Annotated in this window: 14 protein-coding genes; 8 read left to right on the top strand and 6 right to left on the bottom strand. The window is 36.4% G+C overall.

The genetic code is table 11. From position 1 onward, the window contains the following. Position 1: 1 nt before the first annotated feature. Positions 2 to 811 (bottom strand): hypothetical protein, encoded by an 810-nt coding sequence (locus IPI65_23160; protein ID MBK7444332.1) that lies wholly within the window; start codon positions 809 to 811, stop codon positions 2 to 4. After that, positions 808 to 3,237 (bottom strand): VCBS repeat-containing protein, encoded by a 2,430-nt coding sequence (locus IPI65_23155; protein ID MBK7444331.1) that lies wholly within the window; start codon positions 3,235 to 3,237, stop codon positions 808 to 810. The genes IPI65_23160 and IPI65_23155 overlap by 4 nt, the downstream gene beginning before the upstream one ends. Positions 3,238 to 3,531: 294 nt before the next feature. Between IPI65_23155 and IPI65_23150 the strand changes: the two genes are divergently transcribed. The 5 genes from IPI65_23150 (at position 3,532) to IPI65_23130 (ending at position 14,567) form a co-directional block, all read left to right on the top strand. Next, a complete protein-coding gene (locus IPI65_23150; GenBank protein MBK7444330.1) occupies positions 3,532 to 6,483 on the top strand; it encodes a SusC/RagA family TonB-linked outer membrane protein in 2,952 nt (983 codons plus the stop codon). A gap of 11 nt (positions 6,484 to 6,494) precedes the next feature. Next, positions 6,495 to 8,084, top strand: coding sequence for a RagB/SusD family nutrient uptake outer membrane protein (locus IPI65_23145; GenBank protein MBK7444329.1), 1,590 nt, complete (start codon positions 6,495 to 6,497; stop codon positions 8,082 to 8,084). 87 nt (positions 8,085 to 8,171) lie between these two features. Beyond that, positions 8,172 to 10,010, top strand: a complete 1,839-nt coding sequence (locus tag IPI65_23140; protein MBK7444328.1) for a glycoside hydrolase family 13 protein — start codon at positions 8,172 to 8,174, stop codon at positions 10,008 to 10,010. A 98-nt stretch (positions 10,011 to 10,108) separates the two neighbouring features. After that, positions 10,109 to 13,324, top strand: coding sequence for a glycosyl hydrolase (locus IPI65_23135; GenBank protein MBK7444327.1), 3,216 nt, complete (start codon positions 10,109 to 10,111; stop codon positions 13,322 to 13,324). Between the two features lie 151 nt (positions 13,325 to 13,475). After that, a complete protein-coding gene (locus IPI65_23130) occupies positions 13,476 to 14,567 on the top strand; it encodes an acyltransferase family protein (protein MBK7444326.1) in 1,092 nt (363 codons plus the stop codon). Here the strand turns inward: IPI65_23130 and IPI65_23125 are convergent, their stop codons facing one another. Further along, on the bottom strand, positions 14,568 to 15,917 hold the full coding sequence (locus IPI65_23125; protein MBK7444325.1) for an MFS transporter: 1,350 nt from the start codon (positions 15,915 to 15,917) through the stop codon (positions 14,568 to 14,570). Between the two features lie 195 nt (positions 15,918 to 16,112). Here IPI65_23125 and IPI65_23120 point away from each other — a divergent pair, with 195 nt between their 5' ends. From IPI65_23120 to IPI65_23110, 3 genes are read left to right on the top strand one after another with little or no spacing between them, the layout of a single operon-like run. Further along, positions 16,113 to 17,399 carry an MFS transporter gene (locus IPI65_23120; protein MBK7444324.1) on the top strand — a complete coding sequence of 429 codons (1,287 nt, stop codon included), beginning with the start codon at positions 16,113 to 16,115 and terminating at the stop codon, positions 17,397 to 17,399. Between the two features lie 49 nt (positions 17,400 to 17,448). After that, complete coding sequence (locus tag IPI65_23115) at positions 17,449 to 18,087, top strand: DUF3575 domain-containing protein (GenBank protein MBK7444323.1); 639 nt, start codon at positions 17,449 to 17,451, stop codon at positions 18,085 to 18,087. Positions 18,088 to 18,126: 39 nt separating this feature from the next. Further along, the gene (locus tag IPI65_23110; protein MBK7444322.1) at positions 18,127 to 19,008 is read left to right on the top strand and encodes a cytochrome c; all 882 of its coding nucleotides are present in this window, start codon (positions 18,127 to 18,129) and stop codon (positions 19,006 to 19,008) included. Between the two features lie 46 nt (positions 19,009 to 19,054). On the opposite strand, the gene malQ is transcribed toward IPI65_23110, so the two are convergent. From malQ to IPI65_23095, 3 genes are read right to left on the bottom strand one after another with little or no spacing between them, the layout of a single operon-like run. After that, complete coding sequence (gene malQ / locus IPI65_23105) at positions 19,055 to 20,536, bottom strand: 4-alpha-glucanotransferase (GenBank protein MBK7444321.1); 1,482 nt, start codon at positions 20,534 to 20,536, stop codon at positions 19,055 to 19,057. Between the two features lie 28 nt (positions 20,537 to 20,564). Next, complete coding sequence (locus tag IPI65_23100) at positions 20,565 to 22,199, bottom strand: NADP-dependent glyceraldehyde-3-phosphate dehydrogenase (protein ID MBK7444320.1); 1,635 nt, start codon at positions 22,197 to 22,199, stop codon at positions 20,565 to 20,567. A 1-nt stretch (position 22,200) separates the two neighbouring features. Next, positions 22,201 to 24,456: a T9SS type A sorting domain-containing protein gene (locus IPI65_23095; protein MBK7444319.1), complete on the bottom strand. Its 2,256-nt coding sequence runs from the start codon at positions 24,454 to 24,456 to the stop codon at positions 22,201 to 22,203. Between the last annotated feature and the right edge of the window lie 20 nt (positions 24,457 to 24,476).

Raw genomic sequence — 24,476 nt, 5'->3', positions numbered from 1 at the left:
GTTAATTACTTAATTGCAAAACCTGTAAACTGCCATGGTTTTTAGCTATCATTAAATAATGTTTTCTATTTATGGAAACAATCTGCATATCGCGGGTTTCACCGGGAATAAATACATTACTTTTTAAAGATGGAACCGCAGTAAAATCATGATTTGCATTTCCATTTAGCAGTAGACCAAACCCCGCATCAATTCTTCCACTTTCAGGCCGAATATCATAATTATTACCTGCAATAAGGATATCTTGAAAACCATCTTCATTAAAATCTCGAATAAGGATGCTATTTACAGGAAAATATTGTGCTTGAGGAGGCAATATTTCAATTGAAAAAGTACCGTTTCCATTATTTCTGAAAATAGCGGATTCAAATTGATAAGCATTTAACTGTGGCAGCGAGTCGGAATTTATGCCGGGAAATAATTTCGACATTGTTGCGGCAGCATAATCTTTATAATAAACAAAAGGTTTTTTCAGGCCGGGAATCTGGTCCAACATATCATCTTTAGATGCATACGGATAACTTTTACCATCGTTAAAAAAATAGGTAATAATTGGGTCGATGGTGCTATTTGCATCGATATCAGCCGTATAAATGGTTGCAGGATGTTGTTTATCAGCAAAAATTGGATGATTGGTGCCTCGATTACCGCCAATTAAATCGATATCGCCATCATCATCCAGGTCGGCAGCAGCAATAGTGTTCCACCAACCCGAGGTATAGTTCATTCCTGCTTTTTGAGTGGTATTTACAAAACGATTGCCTGTTCGAATAAAAATCTGAACAGGCATCCAGTCGCCAACTATTATCAAATCATTTTTTTATCGCCATTAATATCTGCAAAAACAGCATCGTTCACGGCTCCGAGATTGTGCAGTTCTGGGCAATAATTATCAGTTACGTCAGAAAAAATGCCATTATTATTTAACAGTATCATGCTTTGCGGCGCAAGTGGATATTTGCCCGGTATTAACTTCCCCCCCAAAAAAAGGTCCAAATCGCCATCGCCATCCAAATCGTTCGTTTTTACACAAGATTTGCTAAAATCGAGATTGGGTAAATTATTTGTTGCCGAGATAAAAACACCATTACCGGAATTGATATAGAGCCGGTCCTGATACATTCCGGAGCCCGTTTCATACTCATTACTGCCACTTACCACATATAGGTCGTTCAGTTTATCACCATTTACATCAAAAATAACGGCATCTATGTCTTCAAGAGCAGAGTCAGCTTCCCAAATTGCACCTGCAACCGGATTAAACGTACCATCGGGGCTTGCGAGATATAATTTGGCTTTTTTATTTTTTGCGCCGCAAATAAAAACATCATCTAAACCATCACTGTTAAGATCGCCAACAGCCAGTTTCGGGCCTTGTTCTGAAAGTTTATAAGGCAAAAGTGGTTCACGTTTATAATCGATATAAGCTGTTTCGTTGTGTGCGTAATTTAAAACCGAAGTTGTTACATCTTCAAATAAATTGGACTGTAATTTATGAGAAGGCATTACCAAATTTGCCTGTTGCTCATCTAAAATTAAAAGAGTATCAACTGTTTGATTGGATAAAAAAATTCGTTTTCCTGATGGGAAAATAATTTCAACATCTACTGTTTTAATCTCGCCTAATCCAACATGAATTATTGGTTCCACAGAAGATTGAAATCCGCGAGTCGGCATTAACTCTCTGGTAATTATTTTATCGGTTGTGCTAATATTTATTCTTGTACCGATACATGAAGCATTTTTGGAACTACTTTTAAATTTAAATTTCAGATAATGATTGTTGTTTATTGATTCACTATTATTTCTAAAAACAAAAGCGGTATCATTAATATTATTTACAATTAAATCGAGGTCGCCATCATTATCTAAATCGGCATACACGCCACCATTTGAAAAAGAAGGAATATTTGCGCCGGAGGATGCTGTAATATTTTTAAATTTAATTTCTTCTGTTCCTAAAAATAAATAATTACTGATTTTTAATTCATCCATACTGTTAACCAGATCGAGCGTATTAATTTCTTTTCCTGCAGCCTGAGCTTCTTTTTCTACTTCACCGTAACCATATTTAATAAAATCCATATCGGTAAAATCGTGACGATATCCGTTAGTGATATATAAGTCGGAAATTCCATCGTTATCAAAATCGGCAATAAGGGGAGCCCAACTCCAGTCGGTAGCCGCAACTCCAGCGCTGTAGGCTATTTCAGAGAATGTGCCATTACCATTATTGAGCTGTAACATGTTGTGCATAATCTGGTGATAGTAACCAAGTTCTATACTCATTTCATAGGCGTCATATCGAAGCGGGCCTTTCAATTTTTTCTGTCGGAAATTATCTTCCGGCAACATATCGGCAACAAATAAATCGAGTAAACCATCATTATTAATATCAGCCATATCGCAACCCATAGAAAATAGCGGAATATGACCTATTTGTTTATTAAGCACTTCGGTAAAGGTTCCGTTTTTATTGTTGAGATATAAAAAATCCTGTTCGCGATAGTCGTTGGTAACATAAATGTCGGGATAATTATCATTATTAATATCTCCAATACTCAATCCTAAACCAAAGTTTACCAGATTGCCTTTAATTCCTGCGGCGATGCTGATATCGGTAAAAAATCCATTATCGTTTCTAAATAATTTATTTCCTGCAAATTCATTTCGCTGATAGCGTAAATCCCCCAATATTAAACTTCGTGGTTGAACAACAGCATGGTTTAATAAAAACATATCTAAATCGCCATCAGCATCCATATCAAAAAAAGCTGCTTGTGTAGAAAATGCAGAATCATTTAAACCATATTTTTCTGCCTGTTCAGAAAATGTATTATTTCCGTTATTGATATACAAAAGGTTTGTTCGGTTAACGGTTGAAAACTGACCTGAGCGGCACACATAAATATCTAACCAACCATCACCATTTACATCGGCCATTGTAGTGCCCGTACTCCAACCAGTGGGTTCATTTGGCAGGGCAGATTTTGTAATATCTTCAAACTGTAAATTTCCTTTATTCAAATACAACCTGTCGCTTACCATATTGCCGGTAAAAAACAAATCGGTGAGGCCATCATTATTAATATCGCCTGCAGCAATGCCGCCACCATTGTACATATATTGATATAAATAAACGTTAGCCGTAGCAGATTCGACCAAAACATTATCAAAACCAATACCGGAATATTCGGCCGGAATGCTTGTAAACAGGGCATTTTGCGCGATCGCCAACCCTTTTGGAGCGATTGGGGAAAGCAATATCAAAAAAGAGAAAAAATTAAAAAATTGCTGTTTTGTCAATGTGAACGCCAATTGGCCTCCAAATTTATCGAATATTTAATAACTGCTTGTTTTACCCATCATAAATTTAAGTAAGTAAAAATTCGTATAAATTCCTTACAAAAAGACTTATTTTACGATTAACAATTAGTAAAATTGCATAGAATTTCAGTCGCTGCACTCCTTATCTCTGGTGAACGTATGAAATTATATCTGATATTTTTTTAAAACCAAATCTAAAAGTTCATGAAGAATGTTTATTTACTAGTCAAAAGCACTTTTGTTCTGGTGGGTATGTCGCTGTCTGCCTTCGTTTGGGGTCAGGCTGCTACATTATCGGGAACTATTACAGACCCGCGTGGTGAAACGCTTCCGGGTGTTACTGTATTAATTGATGGCACAGGGCAAGGTACCATTTCCGACATCGACGGTGTTTACAATCTTGCATTTGAAGCTCCGGGAACGTATGTTATTACATACACTTACATCGGGTTCAAAAAAATTACTGAAACCGTTACACTTGCTTCAGGTCAAAATATGAAGAAGGATTTAGCGATGGAAGAAGACGCATTGATGTTAGAAACCGCAATTGTAGTTGGTTATGGAACGGTAAAATCGAAAGACTTAACCGGTTCAATTACCAATGTGGGTGTTAAAGATTTCCAAACAGGAAATGTAACAACACCGGAGCAGTTAATTGTTGGAAAGGTTTCAGGGGTTCAAATTACATCTAACAGCGGTATGCCGGGAGCCGGCAGCCGAATCAGAATACGAGGCGGTACTTCATTAAATGCAAGTAACGATCCTTTAATTGTAATTGATGGTGTGCCAATTGATAATAATGGTATTTCGGGTTCCGGTAATGCATTAAGTTTGATTAACCCGGATGATATTGAAAACATCACCATTTTAAAAGATGCATCGGCAGCAGCTATTTATGGTTCACGTGCAGCAAATGGGGTAATTATTGTTACAACTAAAAAAGGATTTTCTGATTCCAAATTACATATTGATGTTTCAACAACCGAATCGTTTGCTACTGTTACCCAAACAGTTGATGTATTAACAGCAGATGAATTACGTGATGTAATTAATACAAATGGAACAGCAACACAACAGGCATTATTAGGAACAGAAAATACCGATTGGCAAAGTGAACTTTACCGTTTAGGTATTGTTACCGATAATGATATTACTTTTTACGGCGGGGTTAAAAATTTACCTTATCGTTTAAACCTGGAATACATGATGGAGCAAGGTGTGTTAGACCGTTCACAATTAAACAGAATGGGTGCATCACTTGCATTAAATCCTTCTTATTTTAATGGTAAATTAAAAACCGACGCTAACGGTAAATTTTTTCATACCGATAACTTTTTTGCAGATCAGGGATCTATTGGTACGGCAATTACATTTGACCCAACCAAACCGGTTTATGATGCTGCATCAATTTATGGTGGATATTATGAATGGCAAAATGCTGCAGGATTAATTTCATTAGCTCCAAAAAATCCGGTTGGTTTATTAAATCAGCGCGATGATGAAAGTAATGTAAACCGTTTTATTGGTAACATTAAACTGGATTTTGAATTAATGAAAGATTTACACGGTGTTGTAAACGGTGGTTTAGATATGTCGCGCAGTGCAGGAACAATAGTTGTTCCGGAAGAAGCTGCTTCCAGTTTTTCAAATGGTGGCGTGAATAATCAATATGAGCAAAGTAAAGACAACCGTTTGTTGGAAGCATATCTGAACTATAAAAAAGATGTGAATTCAATAAAAAGCAAAATTGATTTTACTGCGGGTTATTCTTATCAGTTTTGGACAAGAAAAGAACCTGCGTTTGCCAGTTTAAATTTTGCGGGTGATACAATAACACCTGCGGGTATTCCTACAGAAACTGAAAACGCGCTGATATCTTTTTATGGCCGTTTAAATTATACCCTGAATTCAAAATACCTTTTAACTGCAACGATACGAGAAGATGGTTCTTCAAGATTTAGTCCTGAAAACCGTTGGGGTTTATTCCCGTCAGTTGCAGTTGCTTGGTTGGTGAGTGATGAAAAATTCATGAGCGATTCAAAAATGTATTTAAAATTCAGAGCAGGTTTCGGTGTAACCGGTCAGCAGGATATTTTTAACGACTATCCATATATCGCAAATTATGATTCAAGTACATCTACAGCACAATATCAGTTTGGCGATGTATTTTATTATTTACTCCGTCCTGATGGTTATGATCCAAATATTAAATGGGAAGAAACATCAAGTTACAACGTAGGTATCGACTTCGGATTTGCCGGCGATAAAGTTTCCGGTAGTTTAGATGTGTATAAAAAAATTACTGACGATTTATTAGCAACTATTTCAATTCCTGCAGGAACCAACTTTACCAACAAAATTTTAACCAATGTTGGCAGTATGGAAAACATGGGTGTAGAAGCTAATATTAATATTGTTGCCATCAACAAAAAAGATATGAATCTTGAATTTGGCATTAATGGAACGGTTAATAAAAATGAAATTACCAATTTAACCAAAGTTGCCGACCCTAATTCACCGGGAATTTTAGTTGGCGATATTGATGGCGGTATTGGAAATAAAGTACAAATACAAGCTGTTGGTTATTCGGCAAATACATTTTACATGTATGAGCAGGTATATGATGAGGATGGCAATCCAATTGAAGGAGAATATGTTGACCAAAATAATGATTCAATTATAAATGCAGATGATTTAATTCAAGGAAAAAGCCCAACACCGGATTTTTATGCAGGGTTTTATACAAGTTTCCGTTATAAAAAATGGTCTGTTGGCTTTTCGTTACGCGGCGAATTTGGTAAATACATGTATAATAACATTTCTTCAACACGCGGCGTTTATCAAAACATTCCTGCGAGTAGTTATATGCAAAATCTTTCTACAAATTATTTAGAAACAGAATTCCAAACTTATCAGTTGTTATCTGATTATTACATTGAAAATGCATCGTTTGTGCGCATGGATAATTTTAGTGTTGGATATGATGTAGGGAAAGTATTTAATGATAATGCCTCATTAACTGTTTCTGCAATTGTTCAGAATGTATTTGTGATTTCACCATATTCAGGTTTAGATCCTGAAATTGCAACGGGTATCGATAAAACAATTTATCCGCGACCACGCATTTATTCAATCAGTGCAAATCTTAAATTATAAATTTATCAGTGATGAAAAATAAAATAATTTTTCCGGTAATGCTACTTACTTTAGTAAGTATTACCACACCTTCGTGTTTTAATGATTTGGATTTGGAACCGGCTTACGGATTAAACTCTGTTGCTGTGTATGAAGATCCTGCAAATTATATTCACGTTTTGGCAAAAATATATTCCGGTTTAGCTATTTCCGGAAATCAGGGTCCTGCGGGTAATCCGGATATTTCAGGTATTGATGAAGGGTTTTCTCAATATGTGCGCGTTTTATGGAATTTACAGGAAATTCCAACAGACGCAATTAAATGTGCATGGAATGACCCGGGTATTCCTGAATTAAATAAAATGCAATGGTCATCAACAAACGATTTTGTTGAAGCGATGTATTATCGTATTTATTTTCAGATTCCTTTATGTAATGAATTTTTGCGTGAATCTACAGATGATAAAATGGATGAACGTGGATTTTCAGATGCAGATAAAACATTAATCCGAGGTTATCGTACTGAAGTGCGTTTTCTTCGTGCTTTAAGTTATTATCATGCAATGGATTTATTTGGTAATGTTCCATTTATTACTGAAGAAGATGCTTTTGGTTCAGACGCACCTAAGCGTATAACCAGAGCAGATTTGTTTACCTATGTTGAATCTGAATTACTTGCTATTGAATCTGAATTACCTGCAGTTAATGAATATGGCCGGGCAACAAAAGGCGCAGTTCAAACATTACTTGCTAAAGTTTATTTAAATGCAGAAGTGTATACAGGAACAGCCAGATATTCAGACTGTGCAACTTATTGCGCAAAGATTATTAATGAAGGTGGATATACTTTAGAACCGGTTTATGACCATTTATTTATGGCAGATAACCATAATTCAAATGAAATTATTTTCCCGGTAACATTTGATGGTATGTTTACACAAACTTTTGGAGGAACTACGTTTTTAACCCACTCAACAATTGGTGGTGATGCAATGAGTGCTCTCGACTCATCTTATTTTGGTGTTCAGTTCGGATGGGGTGGAAACCGCTCAACACCGCAATACGCAGCCAATTTCCCTGATAACGATGATGCAAGGAATATGTTTTTCTTAGATGGTCAAACACTTGATTTTACTGACGATGCTCAGTTAGGTCAGTTTGTTGTAGGTTGGCCAATTGCAAAATGGAGAAACATTACGAGCACCGGTCAGGTTGGTTCAGATATTACGGGAAACTATGTAGATACAGATTTTCCAATGTTCCGTTTAGGAGATGTGTATTTAATGTACGCTGAATGTGCTGCCCGCGGCGCAGGTGATGTAAGCCTTGGTTTAGGTTATGTGAACGCTTTACGCGAACGCGCTTATGGCGATGCTACGCATAATGTGGGTTCTATTACTCCGGAATCTGTTTTGGAAGAACGTACACGTGAATTACAACTAGAAGGTTATAGAAGAACAGACTTAATTCGTTACGGATTATTTACCGGTGGTGAATATGTTTGGGCCTTTAAAGGTGGATCTTATTCAGGCGCTTCAGTACCTGAATACTTAAATCTTTACCCAATTCCTTCTGATGATATTGTAGCAAATCCGAATTTAATTCAAAATCCGGGTTATTAATATTTAAAATAATTATTCAAAGAGGCTTTCTATAAACGAAAGCCTCTTTTTTTATGTTAGGTGATTTGGTTTAATTAATTTTATACAATGAAAAAAGTCCTGTTGTTATTATTGGTAGTATCTACTACACTACTATCTGCTCAGCAAGTTGAAAATATTTGTCCGCCAAATTGGTGGGTAGGCATGCGCGACTCCAGTGTGCAATTAATGATTCACGGAAAAAACATCGGTAATTTTCAATTGGAAATAAATTATCCCGGTGTACATTTAATCAGCGCAACTACTGTAGAAAATAAAAATTATTTATTCGCAGAAATTGTAATTGATGATAATACCAAACCGGGAATTGTGAACCTGCAATTTAGTATGGGCAAAACAAAATTTGTTCAGCCATATTCACTAAATGCACGCGAAAAAAGAACATTTGAATATGGATTAAACGCCGGCGATTTTATTTATCTGCTTATGCCCGATAGGTATTCCAACGGCGATGTAACTAATGATGTTGTTGCCGGACTAAAAGAAGACACAGTAGATCGAAAAAACCCAAAAGGCAGACATGGTGGCGATTTGCAGGGAATTATAAATCACCTTGACGATATAAAAAAATTAGGTGTTACCGCCACTTGGTGTACACCATTAATAACCAATGATCAACCAAAATGGAGTTACCACGGTTATGCTGCAACCGATCATTATAATATTGACCCAAGATATGGAACCAGCGCTTTATTTAAAACGTATGTAGATGAATCGCATAAACGCGATATGAAAGTTGTTGTAGATGTTGTTCATAATCACGTAGGTTCTGAACACTGGTTTATTAAAGATTTACCAATGGCAGACTGGATTCATCAATGGGATACCGGGTTTGTTCGCAGTAATTATCGCACCAGTGTAAAAATAGATCCTTATGCAAGCGAATATGATATTAAAAAAATGAATGAAGGTTGGTTTGATGTACATATGCCGGATTTAAATCAGGACAATCCTTTTTTAACGAATTATCTTATTCAAAATAATATTTGGTGGATAGAAAACTATCATATCGATGGGTTCAGATTAGATACCTATCCTTATTCAGATTTAAAATTTTTAACCAAATGGTCTGAAGCAATTAACTATGAATATCCCAACTTCGGAATTTTTGGTGAGGTATGGGTAAATGGTGTTGGCGTGCAGGGCTATTTTCAGGGCGATAATCATTTAATTACCGGTTATAATTCTAAATTACCGGGTGTAACCGATTTTAACTTATATGATGCACTCAACACCGGCTTAAATGAAGGGTTTGGCTGGTACAATGGTGTAACACGCATTTATCATAATCTTTCACAGGATTATATGTATGGCGATGTTATGAAAAATGTATTGTTTTTAAGCAATCATGATGTAAGCAGATTTTATTCGGTAGTTGGAGAAGATGTTGCAAAGTTTAAATTGGGGATTGCATTTATTATGACAACCAGGGGAATGGTGCAATGGTATTATGGAGATGAAATTGGTATGAAAAACTTTTCATTTCCGGAAGATGGTTTAGTGCGTGAAGATTTTCCCGGAGGCTGGACAGGAGATTTGGTAAATAAATTTGATACCAGTAATCTTAATGAAAAAGAAAAAGACATTTACAATTATGTAAGTACAATTGCCAACTGGCGTAAAAATTCGGATGCAATTAAAAATGGTAAACTCATGCAGTTTATTCCGGAAGAGGGTGTGTATGTTTATTTTCGTTACACCGAAAAAGAAACAATAATGGTGATCATGAATACAAGTTCGAAATCCTATACTCTTGATGCAGCAAGGTTTGCAGAACGTATTTCCGGATTTTCTTCAGCGTATGAAGTAATAAGTGGCGATACTACATCAGGATTAAAAAATATTTCGGTAAAAGGCATGCAAGCCGGTATTTACATCTTGAAGTAAAAAAAGCAATATATAAAATTGTTTATCCGATATTCAAATAAAGCCACTATAGCAAATTTAGGTAAATTGTATATTTGTATCTACCATTAATTAAATTTATGAAATCATTATCCTTCCTTTTTTCCCTGTTAATTTGTTTCACTTCAACATTTGCTCAAACCGGTAAAAAAAGCAATCCAACGCAACCCAAAACCGAAAATATAATTCCTGCAGAATTATATAATGGTTTACACTGGAGAAACATTGGCCCTTTCAGGGCCGGGAGGTGTATTGCCGTAACAGGAGCTTACAACGATAACCAAACATATTATGCCGGTCAGGTAGGAGGTGGTGTTTGGAAAACACAAGACGGAGGAGTTAGCTGGCACTGTGTTTCTGATTCGATATTTACATCTTCAAGCGTTGGTGCAATTGAAGTTGCCCAAACAAATTCCAATATTGTATATGTAGGCACAGGCGAAGTGGAAATGCGTGGAAATATTTCGTTTGGTGATGGTATGTATAAATCGATTGATGCAGGAAAAACATGGAAACATATCGGATTAAATGATAGTTATGCGATTGGTTCAATTGCCATACATCCGCAAAATGAAAACATTGTTTACGTTGCAGCACAAGGTCATATTTGGGGGCCTAATAAAGAAAGAGGATTATATAAAACTACGGATGGCGGCGCTACATGGAATTTAATTTTAAAAGGTGCAAATGATACAACAGGTTGTGTTGATGTAAAATTAGATCCAACTAATCCGAATATTATTTATGCAAGCATGTGGAAGGCATTTCGCACACCGTATTCATTAAGCAGTGGTGGCAACGGAAGTGGTTTATATAAAAGTATTGATGGTGGTAATACCTGGAAAATGATTTCTGTAAACCCGGGAATGCCAAAGGGTTTGATGGGAAAAATAATAGTGACCATTTCATCTAAAAATCATAACAATTTATGGGCATCAGTTGAAAATAAAGATAATGCCGGAATTTATTTTTCAGGAGATGGTGGTGAAACCTGGAGTTTATTAACAAAAGAAAATGATTTAATTCAACGACCATGGTATTTCAGTAATATTTATGTTGACCCGCAAAACGATAATGAATTATTTATTTTAAGTGTTGAATATTGGAGAAGTAAAGATGGTGGTTCGTCTTTTGAAAGAGCAGAAACAAATACCTGGGATAATCACGTAATGTGGATTAATGCAAACAATCCTGATAATTATATTATTGGTGGTGATGGTGGTCCAACAATTACTTTTAATGATGGTGCTACCTGGTCGGAAACAGATATTCCAACCGCACAATTTTATCATGTAAATTTAGATAATGATTTTCCTTACCATGCATATGGTGGGCAGCAGGATAATTCATCAATAAAAATTGCTTCCAGAACAAGTGGTGGAAGTATTGGAGAAGGCGACTGGCGTTGGGTTGCAGGAGGTGAGGCGGGATATATTGTTCCCGACCCGACAAATTCAGAAATTACTTATGGCGGAGAATATGATGGGATTTTTTCTTCGTTTAATGAAGCAAACGATATGTATCGTATTATTTCAGTAGAGCCGGAGCAACATTATGGAGCCGGAGCAAATACTGCACAAAAAAGATTTAACTGGACGTTTCCGATTTTATTTTCACCACATAATAAAAGTTGTATGTATGCAACAAGTAATTATGTGCACCGCAGTTTTGATGGTGGTGTAACCTGGGAAACCATATCACCGGATTTAACACGAAATGATCCAAAAACACTATTACCAAGTGGCGGCCCGGTTACTTTAGATAATACAGGTGTTGAGTTTTATGCTACCATATTTGCCTTTGCTGAATCATATGTGCAAGCCGGTATTTTGTGGTCGGGTAGTGATGATGGATATGTATTTGTGTCGCAGGATAATGGTAAAAACTGGACAAATGTTACACCAACGGGTTTGCCTGAATGGAGTATGATAAGTTATGTGGAACCATCACATTTTGATGCCGGGACCTGCTATGTTTCAGCAACAAGATATAAGTCAGATGATACACATCCTTATATCTATAAAACAACTGATTACGGTAAAACCTGGACAAAAATTACCGATGGTTTGCCGGAAAACACTTATAACCGCTGTGTTCGCAACGACCCGAATGTTAAGGGGTTGTTGTTTGCAGGATTAGAAACAGGCGTTTATTTTTCGATAAATGATGGTGCATTCTGGCAGCCATTAAAATTAAATCTTCCGGTAACACCAGTTGTAGATATTCAGATAAATAAAAACGAACGCGATATTGTTATTGCAACACATGGAAGAAGTTTTTGGATTTTAGATGATATTACACCAATTTATGAATTGGCAAAAAATAATGATAGCTGGAAAGAAATAGAAAAAAATGCTGTTCATCTTTATCCAATTCACGATGGATGGAGAACACCGGGGCCAAATTGGAATTCAGAAGAAGCCAGTGATCAAACAGGAGAAAACGAAGCAGTTGGTGTTAAAATAAATTATTATTTAAAGAAAAAACCAGCAGATGAATTAAAAATTGTTTTTTATGAAAACGATGGTGATGAAATAATTACTTATTCCAATTTATATGATAATAAACGCACACCGGTAACAACAAAAGATGAATTTTATGAAAATGAAAAACATGCTGAATCCGGTAAATTAAATGGCAATAAAGGCATGCATCAATTTGTATGGGATATGCGTTACCCTGATGCGAAAGGTGATACCAGCGCCACTTTTGAAGCCTCCTTAATGGGGCCTTTGGCTGTTCCCGGAAAATACACCGCTAAAATGTTTATTGGCGATTCAATTGTTGGAACACAAGAATTTACTATTCAAAAAGACCCTCGTAATCCGGCAACACAACAAGATTTGCAGGCGCAATTTGACATGAACAAAAAGATTTGTGATAAATTAAATGAAATTGCAGCGGCTACTGAGTTAATAAGAAGTATTAAATCACAAATTGCAGCACATACTGATGCAGAAGCAGACGAAACGAAAAAAGAAAATTTTGAAAAAGTATGTAAACCGATTGTTGATTCATTAACAGCAATTGAAGAACAGCTTTATAATCCGTTAATTCTTGCTTATGAAGATAATTTGAAATTTCCGATAATGCTGGAAGAAAAAATTGCGGGATTAAATTATTTTCTTCAAATGGCAGATACGGCACCAACAAAAACCATGTATACTAAGTATGATGATTTAACGAAACGTATCGATGTGCAGCTTAATAAGCTAAAACAAATTGTTGCAAGTGATATTAAATCGTTAAATGAAATGGCCGGAGAACAAAAAAGTAAGGCAATTGAGCTGGATTAATTAAATTGATTTCGGCACCGGGTTTTTAGTTTGGGCGATTGTTTGGTTTTTATAAAAACCGGCAATCAGGGAAGTTTATGTCATTACCTTAACTGGTTATTAATTGTATATTTGCTCCGTGTTAACGGCTGCACGCAGCTTTGTTCAAAACATGACGCAAGACCATTCCATTCCTATACAAAAACGAGCAGTTCATTTCGATCTTGTTCGGTTTATTGCCACATTTATTGTAGTACAATTACACGTTGCCACCCCCTGGTTATGGCGGGAAACGGATGTAAACAGTGGTTTTTGGCTAATCTGCCTCATTTTTGACACATTCGGCCGGGTTGGGGTGCCAATATTTTTAATGATTAGCGGCGCTTTGCTACTCTCTAAGGAAGAATCCTATCCCTCCTTCTTTAAAAAACGCTTTGTCAGGGTGCTGCTCCCATTAATTTTCTGGACAATTGTGTATGAAATAAAAATTGTTGCCGACCACCATTATTTACATGGCGGAGTTTCTTGGAATACCTTGTTTTCTGTTATGAAAAACCCGATTGTGGGACCCGTATATGATCACCTTTGGTTTTTATATATGATTGTGGGCATGTATCTGGTTACGCCATTTTTGCGAAGAGTAATTCCGGTTTTACGCAAGCAGGATTTATATTACCTCTTAGGGTTGTGGATTTTTTCAAACGTAATTTTACCCTTAGTTTATAATTACACACCGGTTAAATTGGGATTGAATATTCCTGTTGTAACATCTTACCTCGGTTTTTATGTGTTGGGATATTATTTAATGCAATATAAATTTAATTTAAAACAGATTAAAATTGCGTGGATTACTTTTATTATAAGTTATATCATAAACATTTTCCTGGTTTGGTTAGATTCCAATCAGCATAAAACGGTAGACATATTTTACTTATCGCATCACCGCCCGGGCATATTTGTACAGGCTGTTTCAGCATTTATATTGTTGGAACACTATGCCATGAAAGCATTTGCGAAATTTTCTGAAAAAAAGTATAAAATTCTTGCTTATTTAGGCGGCGTAACCTTTGGTATTTATTTATTACATCCGCTTATTATTGAATTATTTGAGGGTGTATTTTTAGGATATATCGGTATTTATGCTCCTGCAATGTATGCTGTTCCTTTTATTACCATTCCGGTTACAGCAGTAATTATAACTGCAATAACAATGGGTATTGTAACCATTATGCAAAAAACACCTTTCCTGAAAAACTTTGTTTAATTAAGCAATAGGTTTTGTTTTAATTACATTAATATCACCATCGTCGTGCACATAAATTACGGAGACTGCTGCACAAATCATAAATATACCGCTCATCACAATTGCATAAATAGCATTGTCGCCATAAATACTATGCACAATTGGTCCGCCAACAATACCATTAATAATTTGCGGAATGGTAATAAAGAAATTAAAAATGCCCATATATACACCCATTTTACCTGCAGGAATACTACCTGCTAAAATCGCATAAGGCATTGCTAAAATACTTGCCCATGCGATACCTACGCCAATCATTGAAAAAATGAGCATCTCCGGTGATTTAGCAAAAAACATGGAAATAAGCCCGATGCCGCCGCAGGTTAAAGAAATTGCATGCGTTGATTTGCGACCAATTTTTCTTGAAATGGCCGGTAAAAAAATGGCATAAATAGCGCTCACTAAATTATATACACCGAAAATAATACCCACCCAGTTTCCTGCTTTTCTGAATTCATCGCTTGAAGTATCATCAACCGGTAATTTATAAATATGGTGTGCAATTGCCGGTGTTGTAAAGACCCACATCCCAAATAAAGCAAACCAGCTAAAAAATTGTACTAAGCCAAGTTGTTTCATTGTTTTTGGCATCTTGCTGAAATCGCTAAAAATTTCAAAAATGCCTTTGTTTGATTTATGTGGTTTGCCATGAAACTGCTCATATTCTTTTGGGGGATATTCTTTCGCAAACAAAATAGTTACCATTATAGCACCAAAAAAAACAATTGCGCCAATGTAAAATGAATAGATAACGTTATTAGCAACATGACCTTGAGGCGCAGATGATGAAACACCTGCCCAGTTTGCTAACACCCACGGTAACCAACTTCCTGCAACAGCACCAATACCAATTAATACTGTTTGAATACTAAATCCGATTGTGCGCTGCTTATCCGGCAAATTATCTGCAACTAATGCACGGAAAGGTTCCATGGCAACATTTATACTCGCATCCATAATCATTAAAAATCCTAAACCAATCAATAATGCGGATTTCCCTGCCAGAAGCACCGCTGAGTTTGGTAATAAAATCAATGCAAGACAACATACGATAGTACCAAATAAAAAGTAGGGTTTTCTTCGCCCAAGTCGATTCCATGTTTTATCACTAAAATGACCAATCAAAGGTTGTATGATCATGCCGGTTAGTGGTGCTAACACCCAATACCAACTCAAGCGCCCGATATCTGCACCAAAATTTTGCAAAATAGCTGAGGCATTCCCATTTTGTAAGGCAAATCCGAACTGTATCCCTAAAAATCCAAAACTCATGTTCCAGATTTGCCAAAAACTCATGCGAGGTTTTTCCATACCGTGCTGTTTAATTTGGTTGCAATTTAAGGAATCCTGCTAAGATAAAAGCAGGTTAGCGGCGTTAAAAAAACCACTTTTTGTAATTTCAACAATAACCAATCTGAATAACGTTAAATCCGCATTGTCTACTTTCCCGCATTTTGTATATTTATTGCCGATTGAACCGGTTGTTCAATTAATAAATGTCACAACATGTTGTCCATTCAAAAAAAGCTAAGTAATTCATTTTATGCCATATTAGCCATGCCTGCGACGGCAATGGGGTTTGCATTATGTGTGCAGATAAGTGCACTGAGCTGGATTTTATCTACAAAATACCATCTCGAAATTGATGAAATTGGTTTAATCTGGGCGAGCGGACCACTTGCAGGATTGGTAATGCAATTATTGGTAGGGTTGGTATCGGACAATGCATGGTTTTGGGGTGGAAGAAGAAGACCATTTATTATTATTGGTGGCACGATAGCGGCGCTCATGCTAATTTGTTTACCCAATCTTGATGTTATTCAAAAATTGTTTGGCTCAGAAAGCCTTATTCCGATTGCCCTGGCGGTGGCTACCACACTCGATTTGGCAATTAATCTAGGATTTAATCCTACCAGAAGTATAATAACAGATGTAACACCCGATGGTAAAGCGCGCACAAAAGGATATACCTGGATGCAAACAGTTTCAGGAACACTTGGGGTTGGCGCCTATTTTTTAGGGGCATATTTTAGTAATTATACATTAATTTATGTAGGCGTATTTATAGTATTGGCATTTAGTATAATTCCGGTGTTTTTTATAGAGGAACCAAAACAATTACAGGCAGATACTACTGATGCTGAAATTAATGCACTCGACATTCAGGCACATACACAAAAAGCGGAAGTTAATGAATTGATTAAAATTTATCTCGCAAATGCCTTTTCCTGGATTGGCGTTCAAACGATGTTTGTGTTCATGTTTGCTTATGCTTCGCAGATGTTATTTAATACCAACGATTCGGCAACACTCAATGACGACCAGAATAATAAAATTGGGCAGATAATTGGATATTCTTTTCTGATATTAAATGCTGTTGGCGCATTTTTACCGGCAATTGTGTTAGAACCGCTTACTAAAAAGTTCGGACGTATAGCTGTGCAATCTACTTGTTTACTTGTAATGAGTATTGCTTATGGATTAATTGTTTGGATTGGCAATAGTGTGACTGCATTGTATTGTTGTATGGCATTGGCCGGAATCGGCTGGGCGGCTATTGTAAGTTTGCCGTTTGCCATTATGAGCGAAAAAGTGAATAAACAACGTATGGGTTTGTTTATGGGGATTTTTAATATGAGTATTGTAATTCCGCAATTGGTGGTAAGCCTTATCATTGCTCAGTTTGTAAGCTCAGCGGCTAATAAAGACATCATATTTGAAATTAGTGCGGTCAGTTTATTTTTGAGTTTCGTAATGTGGCGATTAGTAAAAGAAAAACGTTTTGAGGCATAATTTTCGCTGTTTATGCAGTAACTTTATACTATTAAATAAATATCCTGTTATGAAAAAACTGATCCCGTTATTTTTGTTTTTTGTTGTTATAAATAACATAAACGCGCAAACAAGTGATAAAGGTTATGCTATTAAGTATGATTTCTTTTCACCTGTTGCCGGTTGTTTTGGATTTGCCTTCGAAAAACCAAAAAGTAATTTTACTTCTTTAGATATTGAAGCCGGTTTAATTGGATTAAAACTTGGCGATTATTATTTGCACGAAAAATTCGGTGGTGGTTATTTAGCTGTTGGGCCACGTTTATATTTTAATAAAGATGATGCCAATACAAACGACTTTAAAGGTCCTTATTTTAAACCTGAAGTGTTATTAAATTATTTTCAATATAATTATCAAACCTATTATTATAATTACATAGATGGTATTGAATATCTTGGAAATGTTGATGGCTCAGACTTTTCTGCATCTTTATTATTATGTATGGGCAATCAATGGATTTTATCTGATTTAATTGTTTTTGATTTGTGGTTTGGATTGGGTTATGGTGGCGACTGGATAAGCGAAAAAACAGATATACCACCTGATTTTTATCAGGAACAAAATAAATTCTACAAATATTCGCATATCCATTTTGGTGATTCACCAATGGTGTTTGATGGCGGGCTGTCTATTGGGATGTTGTTTTAAACAACAACAAAAGTTGACTACAACGTAATTAAAACTACATTGGGAAGAAATTTAATTGTTATAGCTAGCGTAATTATAGTTACGTTTCTGCTATCATTTAAAAATCAACACAATAGTACTTATTCAAGTAATACTGCTGATACTATTTCAGTAAGTTTAGCAGATTATGGCAAATACCTATTCACGAGAGATAAATGTGATAAATGCCATTCATTTGATCAATCTGAAGATAAGAAAATTAAGAGTCTGGACGGGTTGGGTGAATTATATACCAAGGAATTTATTTATACATATCTTTTAAATCCGGCAGCGCTGGAGGCTGGCTCCAAAAAGAAACCAAATCAGTATTTGCCATCTGGAGTTATTAACAAAAATTCATTTGAAAAAAACATCGGTAACATTACCGAAGAACAATGGAATAGCATTCAAGATGGGGCCCGCGCACTTAGCGATACTTTTAAATTACTCGATATTTATTTGAACCCCAATAGTGAAGCCTTGGCACTAATGGCTTATTTAATAAATGTTCCACAAAGCGAAAGCCTAAAAGCAAAACGAATAGCTGAACAAAAAAAATGGGATAGCGCTTATTCCTTTGCTGCTGAAACAATTCGATTTGAAATTACCAAAGAGGGAAGTAAAGAGAAGGGATCAGCCTTATTTAGTGTATATTGTTTTACTTGCCATGGTAGTAAGGGAGAAGGAATTGTAGGGCCAAATCTAACAGACTCCTATTGGAAGCATGGCGGAACAAATGAAAATATTGCAGAAATAATATTTAACGGAGTGCCGGAAAAAGCGATGCCTGGTTGGAGAAGTGTTTTAACACCTGAAGAAGTTGGTCAGCTTGTGGCTTATATTATTTCTATACAGGGAACTAATCCACAAAATGCTAAGACAATTGAAGGTGTTGACCATTGAATTAATATAATTCAATAATCAACACAATTAAAATTTAATTGAACTTTTATTTTGCTGCTCTGTCGTACAATACTGTTAATGTACGCAATTCATTTGCTAAATCATCCTGCAAATCATCGCCTTTCATCCTCCACAACCAATTATTTACAGTGGTGCCCGGTAAATTCATTCTTGCTTCACCACCAAGTCGCAACAAATCCTGCATTGGAATAATGGCGGTATTTGCAACACTTGCCCAGGCGGCGCGAATTAAATCTTTACAAATATCCGTTCCGTCGCTGTTAATGTAATTGAGGAAATATTTTTTATCAGCTTCAGCAGCTTTTTCAAACCAGCCAATAATTGTGTCGTTGTCATGAGTTCCGGTGTATACAACACAATTTTTAATATAATTATGTGGAATATAATCGTTTGCCTCACTGCTGTCGAATGCAAATTGTAATATTTTCATTCCCGGCAAATTAAAATGATCGCGCAATTCTGTTACATCCGGTGTAATTAATCCGAGGTCTTCTGCAATAATTGGAATTTCTCCCAATACATTTTTAATTGCGTAAAATAGTTTTTTCCCCGGACCGGTAATCCATGCTCCGTTGATGGCAGTTGGTTCGCCATAGGGAATACTCCAATATCCTGAAAATCCTCTGAAGTGATCTACGCGAACCCAATCATATAATGCTAAACTCGCGCGAATACGGTTAATCCACCATGCAAAACCATCCTCTTCCATTTTATTGTAATTAAAAATCGGATTGCCCCAAAGCTGACCGGTCTCGCTGAAATAATCGGGCGGACAACCACCAACTACAATAGGATTTTTATTGCTGTCAAATTGAAATAATTCAGGATTACACCAGGTATCGCTGCTGTCCATCGCAACATAAATAGGAATATCACCAATAATTTTTACGCCATTTGCATTTGCGTAATTTTTAATCGTATTCCATTGTTTAAAAAAAATATATTGAATAAATTGTTGAAATGAAATACTTTCTTTTAACGCAATTGTTTCATTTTCCAAAACTGTTTTATTGCGCAAACGATAATCGTTTTCCCATTCATACCAAGGTCGCTTATCGAATTTTTCTTTTAATGCCATAAATAAGGCATAATCGTTTAACCAATGTGCATTTGCCTGTAAAAAAAATGCGAATTCAGCATTGCCTTCCGGATTAAAATTGGTTTTTGCTTTTTTGAGGATGGCCATTTTATGGTCAATTACATCACCATAATTAATTCGAGTTTCATCTTCAACGGTTAATTCAGGGATATCAGCATCGGTAATTAATCCATCAGCTACCAACTCATCAATATCAATCAAATACGGATTTCCGGCATTGCTGGAAAAACACTGATATGGTGAATCGCCATACCCGGTTGGTCCCAGCGGTAATATTTGCCAATAAGTTTGGCGGGCTCGGCTTAAAAAGTCAATAAATGCTTTCGCCTCTTTCCCTAAAGCCCCCATACCATATTTTCCCGGCAGGGAGGTTGGATGCAATAATATTCCGGATGCACGTTTATTCATATTGCTGACAAATATATTGGAAACGGAATTACAAAATATAATCTGTAGAAAGGAAATTCGATTTGCGGTTTTCTAAAATATCATTTACCATGTCGCGGTTAATAGCTGAATCCTTAAAGGCAACCGTGGTTCTGATACTGAATACACGTAATGCATCCTGAACACTCAAAGTACCTTCCGCCGAATCTTTTCTTCCATTAAAAGGATATTTATCCGGTCCGCGCTGACACTGTGAATTAATATTTACACGACAAACCTGATTTACCAATGGGTCAATCAATTTCGCCATTTTATCATGGTCGGTTCCAAAAACTGCCACCTGCTGACCATAATTACTGTTTTGAATATAAGTGATTGGTTCGTTGATATCTTTAAAAGTAGCAACAGGAACTACCGGACCAAATTGTTCTTCATGCCAAACGCGCATATTTTCATTCACAGGAAAAAGTACTGCAGGATAATTAAAACTTAAAAAGTTTTCTCCGCCATGTTCATTCATAATTTTTGCACCGTGGTTATTTGCATCATCAATCAACTCTTTTAAATATTGCGCTTTATTTTCTTCAGGTAATGGCGTTATCATTACTTTTTCTGCCCAAGGCATACCATATTTTAATGCGGCTAATTTTTGTTTATATAATTCCATAAACGGAACAGCAATACTTTCGTGCACAAAAATTATTTTTAATGCCGTACATCGCTGGCCATTAAATGATAAACTTCCGGTAATACATTCGCTGGCAGCAATTTCTAAATCGGCATCCGGTAAAATAATTGCAGGATTTTTTGCTTCTAATCCTAAACAAGCACGTAACCTGTTTGGTTTTGGATGTGATTTGCGAATAATATTTGCAACTCGACTTGTTCCAATAAATGCAAATACATCAACTTTACCTGATTCCATTATTGGGGTAATTATTTCTTTTCCCTCACCATACAACATATTTACCACACCCGCTGGAAAACTATCACGGAAACATTCCTGCAACGGGTTAATTAGTAATACACCATATTTAGCCGGTTTAAATAAAATACTATTTCCCATAATTAATGCAGGAATCAACGTACTAAATGTTTCATTCAGCGGATAATTATATGGCCCCATACATAACACTACACCAAGCGGACCACGACGAATTTGTGCATATATCCCTTCTTCTTTCTGTATTTTAGATGTAGTTCGGTCTAATTCTTTTAATGCATCAATCGTATCATAAATATATTGAACTGTTCTGTCGAATTCTTTTTCTGAATCAGCTCTTGATTTTCCAATTTCCCACATTAATAAACGAACTACTTCCTCACGTTTGGTTTTCATTTTTTCTGTGAAGTTTACCAGACAGGCAATACGTTTTTTTACCGGCATGGTAGGCCATTCGCCACGGCCGAGGTCATAGGCGTTTACAGCAGCGTGTAATGCGCTCATCGCTTCTTCTACAGTGTAATGCGGCACTTCGCCTACTTTCACATGTTCGTATTGTTCACCGTTTTTAATATATACCGGAGAGTAAATCGGTGTAAATTCACCTGTCCATGTTCTGAATTCACCGTTAATTAAATATTGCGCCTGCTTAATTGGTAAGTCTAACTTCGCATTTTCCGGAATTGCATCCGCGGTTGGAAATATGTTTGCAAAAATTGATGCTGTTTGTTCTGTTGTCATTTTATTGTTTAATAAATTTTGCTATTCGGATAGTGTCATCCTGAATAATTTGAATTAAATATGTTCCTGAAATTAAATTTTTTGTTGAGATAGTATTTTGTGTAGATAAATTATTTTGTTGCAAAACAACATTACCTGTTATATCGTAAATGGAGATTAATAAATTATTATTATTCACAAGCGGAAAATCGAAAGTAACTAAGTCGGTTGCCGGATTGGGAAATAACTGAAATGCTAATTCGCCCGGAATTGAAGTAACGGAAACAGGTGTGCTGATATCAATTAATTCATCCTGCAAATCGCCTTCAACAAAAACGGCAAAACTGCGCGGTGGAATTTCCAGATAAATCTGGTTGTCATTCTGAACAGTTATGAATGGATAAATGGTTTGTGCAAAAATATCGGTAAGTGTATCTCCTGCAGCGATATTTGCAGTATTTATTGTTTGATCAACTTTTAATGTGTTACCTGAAAAATTTATTGCAACAACAACTTCTCTTCCACTTTCAGCATAACTGGTTTGATATATTAAAGAAGTATTTGCACCGCCTGAAATATAATTTGCAAAATATGGTGAACTATAGCGACTTAGATAATCAACCTGTGTAGCACCATAAATATAACGACGATGTGCTTCCATTAACCCGTTAATTTGATAACGTAAATTAAGCGGACTATAATAATCGGAAAAATACACACATGGAATTCCAAGCTTATTATTGGTTAAGATATAAGCATAAGCTAAAATCGGGTCATTATCTACTGGCTGACCGGGATCACGAAAATCATGATTATTTATAAATGTTACGACATTAAATCCGCTTCCACCTGCGCCATCTACAATGCCTGAATTAAATACATTGCGCACATCGAATCCAAATGCATCACAAGCTTGCTCTAAATTATTTCTCAAAGCAAAATCAAACACACGAACATTAATTGCGGCTTTGGTATCATCATCCATGTTGAACATAACATCATCTAACCAGCCTTTTAATACGGAAGGTGTAAAATCATAATTTTCACCCACAATCATCCCCGGGTTCATGCCACTATCATGCAATTCATCCATTAAATCACCAATAAACCATCCCGGAAAATGTTTAACCGCATCGAAACGAAAACCTCTTATATCTTCATCACTCCATAAATATTTTGTGTAGTCGTATAAAACAGTTTTAGTGGAAGGAACATATTGGTCGATATCATAATAAAAATAAAATGCATCCTGATCGCCTGCTAATTGTGTTGGATTGCCATTCGGTTTAAAATTGAGATAACTCATGGAGCCTTGTCCGCTTGGCAAATTTGTAAAATCGGTAGCAGTCTGAAATTTTATCTGAGATTGAACATCTGCCCCCAAAGCGCCGTTCCACAAGCCATATACATAGTGGTCAGTCATATCGCCGAGGCCACCACCACCGGTGTTCACCATTTTAAACCAGATGGTATCGCCTGCTGCATTAAAATCGGCAGCCGAAATTGTCAGTGCGAATTCATCAGTTTTACAACCTGCATTATCAATTGTGGCATTTTTGCGTTTTCCTAACAGAATAACGTTGTTCGATTCGCCACAATCTCCACCACCATTGGGTTCTGCCTCTGTTGTGGGAGCGGTAACGTAATCGGCAGCAACGGTATTGGTCCAAAAAACCACCTGATAAGGCTTGTCAAAATAGTTGGGATGTTCGCTTGCAGACCGTATTTTAAAATAATAGGTTCCGGCTCCGTTTCCGGTTGCACCGCCAATTGGCAGATAACACTGATAGCGGTCGCTTGGAAAAGGTTGGTCGCCGGCGGCAACTTTGGTGTAGTTCATGTTTTCAATCCAACCTTCAACAGCGCCGTTATCTTCCCAGGCACCTCCGTCGCGGTGATTAAAAATCATATCTGCTACCATGTTGATTCCCAACGAGTTATAAACGGTTTTGATGTTTTCAAAACCTTCTCTGTCGCCCCATCTTGCCGGTCCGAAATCGCCGATATCATAATAATCACGCACATTATAACCCATGCTGGTTGAGCCAGAAATTGACTTTGCCAGCGGTGGTAACCACACATAAGTGAAACCAGCGTTTTTCAAATTTTCGCCTTCAGCAGCTAAATAATCGATTTGATTGCCAATTCCGGCATAAAAAAACGGATAATCCCAGTTCCAGCCCTGAAGCATAAAATCGGGCGTTTGACTTTTTACAGTATTAGTTGAAAAAGCAAAAAAACCCAGGAGGGTTAGTGTAATTAACGACAGCTTCTTCATATAACCTGACTATATTTGTT

The organism is Bacteroidota bacterium (assembly GCA_016706255.1).
In the GTDB taxonomy this organism is placed as follows: domain Bacteria; phylum Bacteroidota; class Bacteroidia; order Chitinophagales; family BACL12; genus UBA7236.
Note: the sequence above shows the minus strand (reverse complement) of the source record. Positions and strands in the feature narration are given on the sequence as shown.

Coding starts and splice junctions, on each gene's coding strand:
- IPI65_23150 (MBK7444330.1), top strand. CDS start 3,532: ATGAAGAATGTTTATTTACTAGTCAAAAGCACTTTTGTTCTGGTGGGT.
- IPI65_23145 (MBK7444329.1), top strand. CDS start 6,495: ATGAAAAATAAAATAATTTTTCCGGTAATGCTACTTACTTTAGTAAGT.
- IPI65_23140 (MBK7444328.1), top strand. CDS start 8,172: ATGAAAAAAGTCCTGTTGTTATTATTGGTAGTATCTACTACACTACTA.
- IPI65_23135 (MBK7444327.1), top strand. CDS start 10,109: ATGAAATCATTATCCTTCCTTTTTTCCCTGTTAATTTGTTTCACTTCA.
- IPI65_23130 (MBK7444326.1), top strand. CDS start 13,476: ATGACGCAAGACCATTCCATTCCTATACAAAAACGAGCAGTTCATTTC.
- IPI65_23125 (MBK7444325.1), bottom strand. CDS start 15,917: ATGGAAAAACCTCGCATGAGTTTTTGGCAAATCTGGAACATGAGTTTT.
- IPI65_23120 (MBK7444324.1), top strand. CDS start 16,113: ATGTTGTCCATTCAAAAAAAGCTAAGTAATTCATTTTATGCCATATTA.
- IPI65_23115 (MBK7444323.1), top strand. CDS start 17,449: ATGAAAAAACTGATCCCGTTATTTTTGTTTTTTGTTGTTATAAATAAC.
- malQ (MBK7444321.1), bottom strand. CDS start 20,536: ATGAATAAACGTGCATCCGGAATATTATTGCATCCAACCTCCCTGCCG.
- IPI65_23100 (MBK7444320.1), bottom strand. CDS start 22,199: ATGACAACAGAACAAACAGCATCAATTTTTGCAAACATATTTCCAACC.
- IPI65_23095 (MBK7444319.1), bottom strand. CDS start 24,456: ATGAAGAAGCTGTCGTTAATTACACTAACCCTCCTGGGTTTTTTTGCT.